Source organism: Ktedonobacter racemifer DSM 44963 (assembly GCF_000178855.1).
GTDB lineage: Bacteria > Chloroflexota > Ktedonobacteria > Ktedonobacterales > Ktedonobacteraceae > Ktedonobacter > Ktedonobacter racemifer.
Genome location: NZ_ADVG01000003.1, coordinates 1,742,202 through 1,755,348, shown reverse-complemented (window position 1 = coordinate 1,755,348; position 13,147 = coordinate 1,742,202). Strand labels below are relative to the sequence as shown.

General features: G+C 54.7%; 11 protein-coding genes. 5 read left to right on the top strand and 6 right to left on the bottom strand.

The genetic code is table 11. The features are described 5' to 3' along the window. Window positions 1-185: 185 nt before the first annotated feature. A complete protein-coding gene (locus KRAC_RS36740; protein WP_007916214.1) occupies window positions 186-830 on the bottom strand; it encodes a TetR/AcrR family transcriptional regulator in 645 nt (214 codons plus the stop codon). Between the two features lie 151 nt (window positions 831-981). Here KRAC_RS36740 and KRAC_RS36735 point away from each other — a divergent pair, with 151 nt between their 5' ends. From KRAC_RS36735 to KRAC_RS36720, 4 genes are all read left to right on the top strand, one after another. After that, on the top strand, window positions 982-2,082 hold the full coding sequence (locus KRAC_RS36735) for a saccharopine dehydrogenase NADP-binding domain-containing protein (RefSeq protein ID WP_007916212.1): 1,101 nt from the start codon (window positions 982-984) through the stop codon (window positions 2,080-2,082). A gap of 1 nt (window position 2,083) precedes the next feature. Continuing rightward, window positions 2,084-2,389 carry an MDR/zinc-dependent alcohol dehydrogenase-like family protein gene (locus KRAC_RS36730; protein ID WP_040445625.1) on the top strand — a complete coding sequence of 102 codons (306 nt, stop codon included), beginning with the start codon at window positions 2,084-2,086 and terminating at the stop codon, window positions 2,387-2,389. A gap of 192 nt (window positions 2,390-2,581) precedes the next feature. After that, the gene (locus tag KRAC_RS36725) at window positions 2,582-3,673 is read left to right on the top strand and encodes an SDR family oxidoreductase (RefSeq protein WP_007916211.1); all 1,092 of its coding nucleotides are present in this window, start codon (window positions 2,582-2,584) and stop codon (window positions 3,671-3,673) included. 131 nt (window positions 3,674-3,804) lie between these two features. Beyond that, window positions 3,805-4,677 (top strand): SDR family oxidoreductase, encoded by an 873-nt coding sequence (locus KRAC_RS36720; RefSeq protein ID WP_007916210.1) that lies wholly within the window; start codon window positions 3,805-3,807, stop codon window positions 4,675-4,677. Between the two features lie 428 nt (window positions 4,678-5,105). On the opposite strand, the gene KRAC_RS36715 is transcribed toward KRAC_RS36720, so the two are convergent. Both KRAC_RS36715 and KRAC_RS36710 read right to left on the bottom strand, forming a co-directional pair. Further along, window positions 5,106-6,569, bottom strand: a complete 1,464-nt coding sequence (locus KRAC_RS36715; protein ID WP_007916209.1) for an MDR family MFS transporter — start codon at window positions 6,567-6,569, stop codon at window positions 5,106-5,108. An 18-nt stretch (window positions 6,570-6,587) separates the two neighbouring features. Beyond that, a complete protein-coding gene (locus KRAC_RS36710; RefSeq protein WP_007916207.1) occupies window positions 6,588-6,932 on the bottom strand; it encodes a cupin domain-containing protein in 345 nt (114 codons plus the stop codon). A 327-nt stretch (window positions 6,933-7,259) separates the two neighbouring features. On the opposite strand from KRAC_RS36710, the gene KRAC_RS36705 reads away from it, so the two are divergent. Continuing rightward, window positions 7,260-8,423: an RNA-guided endonuclease InsQ/TnpB family protein gene (locus tag KRAC_RS36705; RefSeq protein WP_007916206.1), complete on the top strand. Its 1,164-nt coding sequence runs from the start codon at window positions 7,260-7,262 to the stop codon at window positions 8,421-8,423. A gap of 121 nt (window positions 8,424-8,544) precedes the next feature. On the opposite strand, the gene KRAC_RS36700 is transcribed toward KRAC_RS36705, so the two are convergent. The 3 genes from KRAC_RS36700 to KRAC_RS36695 all read right to left on the bottom strand — a co-directional run bounded on the left by KRAC_RS36700 (window position 8,545) and on the right by KRAC_RS36695 (window position 13,139). Continuing rightward, window positions 8,545-11,673 (bottom strand): winged helix-turn-helix domain-containing protein, encoded by a 3,129-nt coding sequence (locus tag KRAC_RS36700; RefSeq protein WP_007916205.1) that lies wholly within the window; start codon window positions 11,671-11,673, stop codon window positions 8,545-8,547. Window positions 11,674-12,302: 629 nt separating this feature from the next. After that, window positions 12,303-12,455 (bottom strand): hypothetical protein, encoded by a 153-nt coding sequence (locus KRAC_RS72075; RefSeq protein WP_007916200.1) that lies wholly within the window; start codon window positions 12,453-12,455, stop codon window positions 12,303-12,305. 24 nt (window positions 12,456-12,479) lie between these two features. Continuing rightward, the gene (locus KRAC_RS36695; RefSeq protein WP_007916199.1) at window positions 12,480-13,139 is read right to left on the bottom strand and encodes an alpha/beta hydrolase; all 660 of its coding nucleotides are present in this window, start codon (window positions 13,137-13,139) and stop codon (window positions 12,480-12,482) included. Between the last annotated feature and the right edge of the window lie 8 nt (window positions 13,140-13,147).

The following is a 13,147-nucleotide window of genomic DNA, read 5'->3' as shown; positions in this document are numbered from 1 at the left end:
ATCGCCAGTGCCTTGAGCTTAAATGGATGAGTCAATATTGATTTTCCTGACCATAACTTCGCCCGAAACACAGATTGACTCAAAAACTCGCCAATTTGGAGCGAGTGGAGAAAACTCGCCGATCCTGCTGAAAGATAGGGGCCAATTGCCAAAACGTGGCGATGATTTGTGTCAATGAGGCGAAGTTATCTGTCCTTCCCTGGCAAAGGAACCTCATACCCGCGTGCCGAGAGATAGCCATAAAACGCAAAGCGATAAAACCAGGTTGCCATTTGTCTGGGAGTGTAGCGCTTTTCGCTCTCCAACCACCAGACGATCGTCCCAATCAGAACATGTGAAAGTTGCATAACAGGCAACTCAGGGGGCATGGCTGGATCAATCGGTTGACTGGGTTCCACCTGGTGTTTCCACCGTCTCTCCTTCTCAAGCATGAGCTTGATGGTGTGCTCACGCATCCTGGCCGCAAACCACGGACTGCCGTTTTTCCCCAGCATCGCTCGGTACAGCCTGGCATGTTCAGCGACATGCTCAAATAACTGGCTCCAGATCCCGACGAGATTCTCCTCCTTCTCACCAGGATCAATGTCTTTGTGGAAGGGTTTCATATCCTCCACCAGGTGATTGGCTGCTTCTTCAAAGATCTTGACTACCAGATCGTATTTATCCTGATAATGGCGGTAGAACGTGGCTCGGTTGATCATGGCCCGTTCGGCAATATCGCCCACCGTGATGGACTCGAACCCTTTCTCGGTAATCAGTTCAATCATCGCTTCCTGCAAGAAGTGATGGGTGCGCCGGACGCGCAAGTCTGTTTGTACTTCGTGCGCCATGTTTCCCTCTTTGTTGCATATGTAACAAACGGCACGTATTGATGCTTGTCTGGAGCATTCCACCGGGCTACACTCTCCATTGTAACAAATTGACGCCTTTGCGACAATTTGTCGCTATTCAACCCTGGGGTTTCCCATAAAGGAGAGGAATATGTCATCGAGTCGCTTCACAAACGACGTATGGATTTTGGGCGCAACCGGTCATGTGGGCCGCGCGGTCGCCGCTCGTCTCGTTGAGAGCAACGTCTTACCTGTGCTGGTTGGGCGTGACAGGGAACGCCTGAGCCAGTTGGCCGCCGCTCTTTCGAAAGAGCTACGGATCATTGTTGCCGCTTCACCAGAAGAGATTGCGACTGAGATCAGCCGACAGCGGCCAGCTGTCGTCATCAATACCATTGGTCCTTTCACCGAAACCACTGTGCTGATTGCCCGCACTTGCCTCCCGTGCAGTCACTACATCGATCTGGCAAACGACGTGATTTCCGTATCTGCACTGCTTGATCTGCATGAGGAAGCCGTCGCCGCAGGCCGCACGTTGGTCACAGGTGCCGGATTCGGCGTGCTAGCTACCGAGAGCGTTGTGATGAAGCTGTGTCAAGACCGTCCGACTCCTGACCGAGTTCGCACAGACATGCTGCCCTCGGTTGAGATTGAGGGGGGGGTCATTGGTGAAGCCCTTGCGGCAACCCTCATTGACGGACTACCCTACGGCGGACGTTCCTACAAGCGTGGTCGCCTTGTGCGGAACCGAATTGGCAGCAGTGTGACCACCATTATCCTTCCTGATGGCTCACATGTCGCTACTGCAAGCGCTCCGCTTGGCGAACTGCTCGCAGCACAACGAGCGAGCGGATCTCCTAACGTCCTAGCCGCCTCTAGTGAGGTACCTACCGGTCCCGCCGTTCGCGTGATCCTCCCAATTGCGGCCGGGCTGTTACATATGAGGCCACTACGCACCTTCGCAAAACGCCGATTTGCCCGCCTACACATCTCCCCTCGAAAACGCCCACGAGAATACTCATGGGGACATGCCTCCGTTCAATGGCCGGATGGGGCCGACCAGGAAGGCTGGCTGCGCACCGGTGACGCCATGGTGTTTACCACCACGGTTGCGGCAACAGTTGCGGAAAAGCTGCTTGCCGACCAGGGCCAGCCAGGAGCGTATACCCCTGGAGCTCTCTTCGGGCCGGAACTGGCCGAAGCCGCTGGAGGGATATTCCTTATCACACCTCCACACAGAAAGGATCACTAACATGCCAACACGCCCCAGCCTGAACTTGCAGACGCTTCTGCTCATCTTTCGGTTTGTGTCAGCGAATGTGTCGTTCCAGGTAACATCTCGCATGAGGCACATCCGCACGAAGTTCGTCTCCGGTATGATGGACAACGAGGTCAGCAAAGTGCTCTACGAAGATTTCCTGCCACAGGCCCTTGCGGAAGGACACTATGTTGCCGCCCCGGAACCAGTCGTCGTTGGCAAGGGACTCGACCACATCCAGGCTGGCTTAGACGCTCAAAGGCAAGGCGTCTCCGCGAAAAAAGTGGTCGTTTCTCTCTAAGCGCTCTTTCTTCCATCTGTACCTTAGACACCTTTTGCTGACTCATAACCTCGCCAGTTTCCCCTCTGACGCATAAAGCCCCTTTTTGGCGAGGTTATGAGTCAAATTACAGTACTCCAGCTATAATGGGTTGTGAATAAGAAGAATCACCAGGGTAATTTGTTGAGGCTTTAGTAGACAAGGTGGTACTCTATGCAGCCCTCTTCTCAAAACACACCTTCAGTCCAGCGCTCCCACTCAGCCACGCTCCTGGTAGGTGGTGACCTGGGCGTCGTGGGCCGTGCCGTGGTCGAGCACTTTGAGGCCAATCCAGCTTGGGAGGTCCTCGCTATCTCGCGGCGGACACCTGATTACCCAACACAGGCACGCTTCCTCTCGCTTGACCTGGCGAACCGCGCTCAGTGTCAGCAAGTGCTCACAGAAGCCAGGGGTGTGACCCACGTGGTCTTTGCCGCGCTGGCACCCGCCTCAACGCCCTCTGCTGAAGTAAGCATCAACCTTGCCATGCTTACGAATCTGATTGAGAGCCTGGAGGAAAACGGCGCGCCGCTTGAACGTGCTCTGCTCGTGCAGGGGGCCAAGGTCTATGGCGCCCATCTCGGCCCCTATCGAACGCCAGCGAAGGAGAGCGACTCGCGCCACCTACCGCCAAACTTCTATTATGACCAGGAGGATTACGTACGCGAGCACGGCGCGGCTAGGGGGTGGAACTGGACGGCGGTTCGCCCCTCGGGCATGTGTGGTCTCTCCATAGGCAGCCCCATGAACCTAGCCCTGACGTTGGGAATCTATGGCTCACTCTGTCACGAGCTACATGTCCCACTCCGCTTCCCCGGAACCAACGCGGGCTATACCCATCTCCAGGAATTGACCGACGCCGGACTCCTGGCACGGGCAATCGCCTGGGCGCTGACAGAGGAATGCTGCGCGGGCGAGGCCTTCAACATCACCAATGGCGACCTCATTCGCTGGCAGAACCTGTGGCCCGCCCTCGCCACCTTCTTTGGCACATCACTTGAGGCTCCGCTCCCTCTGCCGCTTGCGACCTTCATGGCCGATAAAGATGAGACGTGGAGCACAATGGTGGGAAAATACAAGTTACACCCTTACCGCCTATCAGAGATGGCTGGCTTTGAGTTTACCGACTTTCTCTTCCGCCTGGACTACGACGTGATCTCAGACACACGCAAGGCCCGACGCTCTGGCTTTCAAGAATGCCTCGACAGCCAAAATGCTCTCCTTGAGCTGCTCCAATGCCTGCGTGCTAAGCATATCATTCCTTGATTTTCTACCCCCTTGGCGCGGACACCCGTGCATGGAACAATCGAGGTTTTTTGCGCTATTCGTGGTTCCTCTGCGAGAGAAGAGGGCTATGATACAATCAAAATAGGCGTTTTTGATGATTGGAGAACATTATGCAAACACATATGAATGGAAAAATCTGTATCGTTACAGGCGCGAACTCAGGGATTGGCAAGGTCGCAGCACGAGAACTGGCGAAGATGGGGGCGACCGTTGTGCTGATCTGCCGCAGCCGCGACAAAGGAGAAGCAGCCCAGCAAGAGATCAAGACAGCGAGCGGAAATAATGCCGTTGATCTGTTACTGGCCGACCTATCATCACAGCAATCCATCCGTCAGTTGGTGGAGCAGTTCAAGAAAAGATACACTCAGTTACATGTAGTACTGAATAACGCGGGCGCGATGTTCCCCAGTCGTCGTGAGAGCGTCGATGGCATCGAAATGTCGCTAGCCGTCAACCATATCGCCCCATTTTTGTTCACCAATCTCTTGTTGGATACCTTACAGGCCAGCGGGCCTGCCCGCATCGTCAATGTGAACTCCGGAGCGCATTTCAGCGGTAAGATTAACTTTGACGATCTGCAATCGCAGAAAAAGTATGGCGGGTTGGACCTGCAGGCATATTCTCAATCGAAGCTGGCTAATTTGCTGGTCACGTACGAACTGGCCCGACGGCTCAAAGATACATCAGTAACCGTCAATGCGCTTCATCCCGGCTTTGTCGCCACCAATATCTCGCAAAATGCCGCACCCGGCCCGTTGAAACCATTCATGAGCGTTGTGGGTAGATTTATGGGCATCAATGTGGAAGCGGGCGCGAAAACCTCGATCTACCTGGCCTCTTCACCAGAGATCGAGGGCGTATCGGGCAAATACTTCGTCAAATGCGTCCCTGTGACTTCCAGCAAGCTTTCCTACGACGAAGCGCTCCAGAAGCGGACGTGGGAGGTCAGCGAGGAACTGACAAAGACGGCGATTCACTCATAAGAGATAGTATATCGCATGTTTCTTTGATCGTATGAGGCGTTTTTGCTGTTCGAAACGCTTTATAGGCCCTTGAGTAGTAACGGATACTGTTGCTAAATTCACTTCTCATCCTTTTGGGCAGGTTGTTCAAGCTCACATTGAGAAGGTCAGCACTTTCTTGTCAAGCTAGACCAGCGAATTTAGCAACAGTATCCATTAATACTCAGAGGCCTGCTTGCACAAGAGGCCATGAAAACGATCGTTTTCATGGCCCACAAAAACAATTCAGTACCAAAATCGCGGATGGCATCTACAGGTCAAAGCGTTCCATCTGCCAGGAACACGTGCTGGGCTGATTTCTGAACCTGGCAGAGGTTGGCCCAAGATCTTCACGAAAATGTGCATTTTCTAAGATCTTAGGCCAACCTCTCTGAGCCCTCCATACTTCGCTACAATAGCTGTTTGCGGCGTCCTCGGATAAAGAGAACCGCAATAAGTGCCAGAACGGTGACAACCGTGAGCAGGAGGAAGGCATCTTGCAACGCAAGGACAAAGCTCAGAGAAGCGACGGAAGAAGCCGCTTGCTGCCCACTCTTGGTAAGTTGCACGCTATGCACCTGGCTCTGGATTTGTACCAGGGTGGCAACCATGGCAATACCCAGAGAACTCGATAGGGAGCGCGTCAAGGTATTCATCGTCGTTGCTAATGCCATTCGCTGAGGTGCCACCTCAGCCGTTGCTGTGACGATCAATGGCTGATAGCAGAGGCCCAGCGCCAGCCCTTGCACAATGAGTAGGGTCTGTAACCACCAGAAGGGCGAATCGAGCGCGATGAAGGTCAGTTGCCAGGTGCACACAATGAGGAGCACGACTCCGAGAAGGATCACCGCCCGTGCCCCCAGGCGATCTACCAGGCGCCCTCCGATGAGCGAGGCAACCCCAGAGGCCAGGGCGTAGGGTAACAACATCAGGCCAGCTTGCAGTGCAGTCTGTCCGAGGCTCTCCTGCAGATAGAGTGGGAAGAGAAACGTCGCACCCTGTAAACGGACCGTAAGGAAGACCGTTGCCAACATGCTGAAGAGAAACGGGCCATTGCGAAAAAGACTGAGATGCAACAATGGTTGAAGATGGTTGCGCTCTCTCCGCAGTTCAATACCCACAAACACGGCTAATGCCATACATCCTACCGCAAGGAGGCTGAGAATCTCAAACGATCCCCAGCCGACGGTGCTGGCATCCGAGAGCGTATAGAAGACAAGCCCAAGGCCAATTGCGACCAGGACAAAACCCAAAAGGTCGAAAGGCAGATCCTTCTGAACGTCCAGCTCACGCAGGAATTTCACCGACAGGAAGACTGCCAGCAGACCGATGGGAACATTGATAAAAAAGATGCTGGGCCAATCTGCGTAGGTGATCAAGTAGCCGCCAAGCGTTGGACCAAGTGCAGGTGCCAGTATGGAGGGAATCGCATAAAATCCCATCGCCAAGCCGCGCTGTTCTGGTGGAAACACGCGCAACAGGAGCGCGTTGGCAAGGGGGAAGAGAGCCGCACCACCGATGCCCTGAAGAATGCGAAAGCAGATAAGCGACGGCAGGTCCCAGGCCCAGCCGCATAAAGCTGAGCTGAGGGTGAATGCTACCAGGGAGAGGATATAGATCCGCTTGATGCCAAAACGCCTGGAGAGAAAGGCAACCACAGGGGTGAAGATACCAAGCGTCAGTATATACGCTGTGACGACCCACTGGATGTTCTCAACACTTGCATCAAAGGCATGTTGTAAGCGCGGAATGGCAATCGAGACAATCGTTTGATCCAGCAAACTCATAAACACGCCGAAAAGGACGACCCAGAGGACGACCCATTTGTAGGCCATCTTTTCCCTTTTTACCGGAACGGATATACGTTTGTCCATCTATCACAAAACTCCTCTTCACTCCTCAAGCCATTGCGTGATGACTTGTTTACTGGCGTGAATGTCGATGTGTCGAAATGGCCCATGCCCAATGTTCACGAACTTGTGGGGCATACCAGACGGCACGATCACAATATGTCCACTGCTCACATCGATGGTATCGCTGCCAACCGTGAAACGAGCCAGACCTTCCCGCACAAGAAAGATCTCTTCATAAGGATGGGTGTGGAGCTGTGGGCCACGACCCGGTGCGGTCTCATCGAGCCAGAAAAATGAAATGGGAGCTCCCCCATGCTCACTCCCCTGAAACAGGTAGGTGGTCCCATCACGATGGATTTTTTCTTTCGGAATAACGTAATCCATGATCATCTCCTTCCATAAAGAGGGAGAGGATGATCAAGAGAAAGGGTCTTCATCGTCTTCTCCTTCTATTTTGAGGCTTCAATACACAACCAGATGAACAGATAGCAACTGTACCTGTCGTCTTCCTGTGATAGCAAAAGTATAAAGAGAAAGCGGGTGAGCGAGCATCACCCTGCCGGGGCATTGGTGCGGGTGAATTGGGGGAGGGAAAAAGAGGAAATCAACAGTATTGAAAAAACGAGGAAAATAGGGTAAGATGTAGGAATGGAACATATGTTTTAAGCAACAACCTTCTTCGAGCAGCGGTTCTGTGAAAGGATGTGAGGAATGATCAAGGCGCATAAGATCAGACTCCATCCAACACCGGAGCAGGCTATCTACTTTGCCAAGGCCGCCGGGACCGCGCGATTCGTCTGGAATTGGGCGCTGGCTGAGTGGAACCGGCAATATGAGGCAGGCTTGAAGCCGACCGCGCTCAAGCTCAAGAAGCAATTTAACGACATCAGACGAGAGCAATTTCCCTGGACCTGGGAGGTCACGAAGAACGCTTCAGATCAGCCGTTTCTCGACCTGGGCAAGGCGTTTACCGCCTTTTTTGAAGGGCGTGCCCGCCGCCCGAAATTCAAGAGCAAGAAGCGCAGTAAGCCGAGCTTCTATCTTGCCAACGATCAGTTGGAGCTCGGTGATCATCGCATCTGGGTTCCTAAACTCGGATGGGTGAATATGGCAGAGAAGGTGCGCTTTGCGGGCAAAGTGACGGGCGCACGCATTACCAGGACAGCAGACTGGTGGTTCGTGAGCATTCAGGTAGAGATCCCCAATACCATACCGGTGAAAAAACCGGCCGCTGTCGGCATCGACGTGGGACTCAACCGGCTGGCAACCTTGAGTACGGGAGAGGGAGTTGAGAACCAAGCCTTCCTCAAAACCGCGCTGAAGAAGTTACGCCGGGCCAACAAGCGTCTGCATCGCCGGAAGGCGGGATCAAAAAAACGGGAGCAAGCACGCAGGCAGGTTGCACGCCTGCACTACCGCATTACCTGCTTACGCGATGATGTGCTCCACAAGCTGACCACCAGGCTCGCCACCTGTTACGGGATCATTGGCATTGAGGACCTCCACCTCAAAGGGTTGCTGAAAAACCGGAAGCTTGCTCGTTCGTTCTCGGATGCGGCATTAGGCAAACTCCTGTCGCTCCTGGCGAGCAAGGTAGAGCAGCGCGGCGGGCAGGTCATCAAGGTAGATCGCTTCTTCCCATCAAGTAAGACCTGTCATTGCTGCGGCTGGAAGTGGGAAGCCATGCAGTTGTCTGATCGGGAGTTTCTCTGCCAGAATCCCTCCTGTGCGTATCATCTTTTCCCACAGGACCGGGACCATAATGCCGCGTTATGCATTCTTGCTGAAGCCTTGCGCTTGATCGGGCTGATTGATCAAGTCGCCACCGGTACTGGCTCGGACGATGGCGTAAACTTGGCTGTGGACGCGGGGTAAGACCAAAAAGACCAACCGGTCTTGAGGCACCTACGAGTGAAGCAGCAACAACGAAAGATCTGGAAAGCGATGCTTGCATACGTTTTCCTACATTAATCGGAGCAGGAAATCAACCGCTCATCTACAACAAACCCAGACGACGTACCACTTCGCTGGCCTCATGACGACTGCCAATGTCCAGTTTGCGATAGATACTCTTGACTTGCGTTTTCACCGTGTTGAGGGAAACGACCAGTTCGCGAGCGATCTCCGGGTTGGTACGGCCCGCGACCAGGAGACCCAGGACACGTCGCTCTTGAGGGCTAAGCGGTTCAAGCACGTCATCACCGCTCGCTGGTGTCGGAGAGAGTTGGACCGTGGGAAAGCCACGCAGCAACGTGCGTAAATAAGCCACCTGGAGAGGCGCACGCACCTCGGAGACCATTCCCTTAAGCAATGCGGCCATCTCGGCACCTTCATCGAGAAAGAGACGCTGATACCCTGCGGTCTGAGCCAGGGTAAGCGCTTCTTTGAGCACCTCTTTCGCCTCCTGCCTACGCCTGAGACGTTCATATGCCCGTGTCATGAGAAGAAGCACCTCTACCTCGCTGCGTAGGCGAGCCTGACTCTGTGCCTCCGCACGCCAACAGGCGAGGATAGAGAGCGCCTGATGTACCTTTCTCTCTTCTCCCTGTGCGATCAGCAGCCGTGCGGCTAGCAACTGCTCTTGCTCGTGCATGATATCCAGAGGCGTCTCATCCTGCGTAATGGTTTGCTGCCCAGCAAACCGACGTTGTGCCGTGACGAGGTCGCCAGAGGCGAGGGCAAAGTGGGCCAGCCACAGCTCGATCTCGCGGGAGTAGCGCGGTTGGGCGAGAGCGGGCGAGAGGTGCTGCAACACATCCTGCGCCTGTGTGTGCTCACCGCGAGCATACAGCACTCGCGCCAGCAGCGTCGCTGACTGAAGCCACAACCATTCATTCCTGGTCTCGGCATGCAGTGCGTACGCCTGCTGGATATACTGCTCGGCCTCCGACAAACGGTTCCACTCGTACGAGAGGGTCGAAAGCCCGAGCAGGGCCGTTCCCCGGTCTGTGAGATTATCCACGACGAGGTCGAGGACCTGGCGCAAGAGCAGAGCTGCCTGCTCCAGATGGCCTACCCCAAGCGCAAGATAGCTCTGCTGGATAAGCGAACCACTCCTCCTGGCATCGCTCTTCTCGAAAGGGACAGGATTGAGCTTCCAGGATTCATGCATGATCTGTCGCGCCTCGGTCATCCTGCCCGCTACGAGGGCTGCTATGCCAAGCATATCCAGAGCAAGGCTGCGCCAGAACCGTTCCTCGTCTGGCAACATCTTGAGCGCCTCCCGAGCGCAGCGGATCGCGGTCGCGTGGTCGTTCACGTGCCCACTGAGGAGTGCATGCAGCGTCAACCCTTCTCCCAGGCGAGGCAGGTCACCAAGTGCCCGCAAACGATGTTCGGCCATCTGGAGATACTTCTCAAACTGTGGCTTTAAGGCGAACGTACGCTGCTGTGTCGTGAACAGCAGCGCCATGGCATAGGTTTCGCTGAGCGTTGGTGACTCACGCAGGATTTCTTCCGGGAACTGTCTGAGCCAGCGCAAAAAGGTATGCAATTCCTGATGGTGCAAGAGAGGCTGTGACTCCACGATGCGCGTCATCAGCGCGGCGGCTCGTGTCAGTTCGCGCGCACGCAGTGCAGCTTCAACCGCATCGGAGAGCAGGTCGTGTTGCTCATACCAGCGACTGGCACGGCTCTGGGTGGCAAGCAGACTCGCTCCGCCCAGACGGCGGCGTGCCTCGTGCTGCATCGCCTCAGCGAAAAGTGCATGGTAGCGATACCAGGTGCCACTCTCGTCTAAGGGCAGCAAAAACAGGTTCGCGCGTTCAATCTGTTCAAGCAAGAACGTGCTGTCATCGCGGCCAGTCACCGTATCACATAGCGAACCAGTCAGGCGGACCAGGCCAGTCGTCTGCAGCAGAAAGGTTTGCATCGGCTCCGCTTGAGAGGCAAGCACCTCGGCTACCAGATAGTCGAGGATATGGCGCTGGCTCCCACTGATCTGTGCCAGTCGCTGTTCCATCTCCCAGGCCGAGAACGATTCATACCCTCGCAGGGCCAGCGTGAGCAGGCGTAACCCGGTGATCCACCCCTCTGTCCGCCTCTGGAGCTGGTCCAGCAGCGTCTCCTCGAACGGGAAGGGCAGGGCCTGTCGTAAAAACGCTCGCGTCTCTTCCTGCGTAAAGCGCAGGTGAGGTGCGCCCAGTTCAACCAGTTCATCATGAGCGCGGAGTTGAGCCAGAGGCAACGGCGGTTCTGAACGCGTCATCAGGATCAGATGCAGGTTCGTGGGCTGGTGTTCAAGGAAGAAAGACATGGCCTGATGAATGTCACTCCTCTGAATCACATGGTAATCTTCCAGCACCAGGATACCGCGTCCCGGCATGCAGGCCAGATCATTGAGGAGCCCGGTCAGGATGGTTTCCAGAGAAAGACGTGGAAAAGGAGGCTGCCCGGCGGCACGCAGCACAGGCAGGATGCTCTCTCCCAGGTTCGGTTGAAAGGTCTGGCAGGCCACAAGAAGATAGTGCCAGAAGCGGATCGGGTCATTCTCATTCGCATCCAGGGCAATCCATGCGACTGGCTGCGAACTCACCTCGCGCGCATGGCGTGCCGCGATCCAATCGCTCACCAGCGTCGTTTTGCCAAAGCCAGCCGGGGAGAGCACCAGCGTCAGTTTGCGCGAGATGCCATCATCCAGCCGTGCCAGCAAACGCTCGCGGGAGAGCAGGGAAGCGGTTGGACGTGGTGGGTGCAATTTGGGCAGAAGGAGCGGTGCCTGTTGAAGCAGGGTGGAAGGAGCAGGCTGAGGATGCTGAGAGGGTGAAAGGTGAGACGGTTGGGCTGGTTCACTTTGGATGGTCTCTGCCTGCATGGCAAGCGCAAGCTCCTCCAGGCGGACGATGGTAAGATCAATCGGGCGCCCGGCATACTTCTTCACGACACGCTTCCCCTGACGGCGATAGGCGTACCAGTAGCCATCGCCGCCTCTGACACGCGTCTCCTTCAGTAGAGTGAGATGTCCCTGTTGGCCTTGAAAGGAAAAAGAGGTGTCTTCGTCGAGCAGCCGGAATACATGCTCCTGAGCAGACAACCTCTCCCTCTTTTCCGTGTTTCCTTCTTTCTGCCAGATATACTGTCTGTCTTCTCCTGACCAGAACAGCGTCGCCGGAACCTTTTTTGCCATCTCTTTCTCTCTTCGCGGATACAGATATGGGTATGTTTCCCAACGATTGGCTCTGCCATGATTATATCCCCCACGAGATAGTTGTACAAGCGTTCCCCAACAGGGAGAAGAACCATCTCCAGACACCACCAATCGAGCATAAAAACCGATCGGCGATGTCTAGTGGAAACCTCTTTGATGACTAGTACAGATCTCCTTAACACGGGATCGCAAGATTACGGCGGGCTTAGCGTATGTTTTGCCCGTCATAATCTTGTGAACCCTTATTGAGCCAAGACAGTGAATTAAGCAACAGTATCAGTAACGGACCGGAATACAGCTCTCCCGCACTTTCCGTGATAAGCTGCGCAATAACATGATTATGCAAACGTTGGTGTTGCTCCACAAATACATTCTGAAAAAGCGCACGCGCCTGATAAGCTCATGTGCTTCACATAAATTGCAGGAGAGCCCCAAAAACTTCGCTAGATTCTAAGGCTTGGGGGGGACTACCTCTGGATGATTTTCAAAAGGCCAGCGTTAGTATCTACACTAGATTCGGTCATCGCTAGTGATATAATTTTCATGCATACCGTATTTGCCGAACGGAGAGAGAGAAAAAGAAAGTGAGCTTGCCCCACTTTTCTGGGTCAAGACCAATAATAGGAGTTGGCATGCTTGACCTCAATTTTGCATGGTGCATTGGGGCGAAGATGCTGTTGCGGCGTTCCCTTGCGGATAGCAAGGTGCAAGGACGCACCAATCTGGTTCTCGGATTTGCCCTCGGCTTTCTTGCTCTCCATGAAGTCGCTTCCCTTCTCCTTTGCTCACAGTGCCGCCATCATGGCTTGCACAACGTGGATCTCATCCTGGTTGATGGTATGGCCCATGTTGGGATACAAGCGTGCCGTCACCTGTCCTCCCATCCGTTGGAGCACTTGAGCAGAATATTCAACCCGCTCTTTGGGAATGTGGAAATCCCTATCACTACAGCCGAGAAACATGGGTGTCCCATCGAACGACCCAGGATAGTTTCGCGGCGTTCCATCCGGTCCGATGAGGCCACCGCTCAAGCCCGCCACACCGCCATAGCGCCTGGCATTACGGGCCACAAACTCAAGGGCCAGACAGGCACCTTGCGAAAAACCTAAGAGGATAGTCCGTTCGGGTTCAATGCCTGCATCCACTGCTTGAGCCAGGAGGGATGCAATAACCGCCAGGGCGGAAGTGAGATGGGGCTCATTGCTGGCAAGAGGTGCAAGAAAACTATTGGGATACCACGAATAACCGGCAGCCTGTGGTGCAAGATAGGTAAAACCAGGCTGGTGTAGCTCGCTCGCCAGGCTCAGGATATCTTCTGCCGAGGCACCACGTCCATGGAGCATGATCATAACTGCTTTTGCCTGCTTAAGCGGTAAACCCGCAGCAAGGACAGGCTGTCCCTGGTGTGGCCCGGTCACGTTATTCAAATGATGAAGCTGTTCCATTCGATATC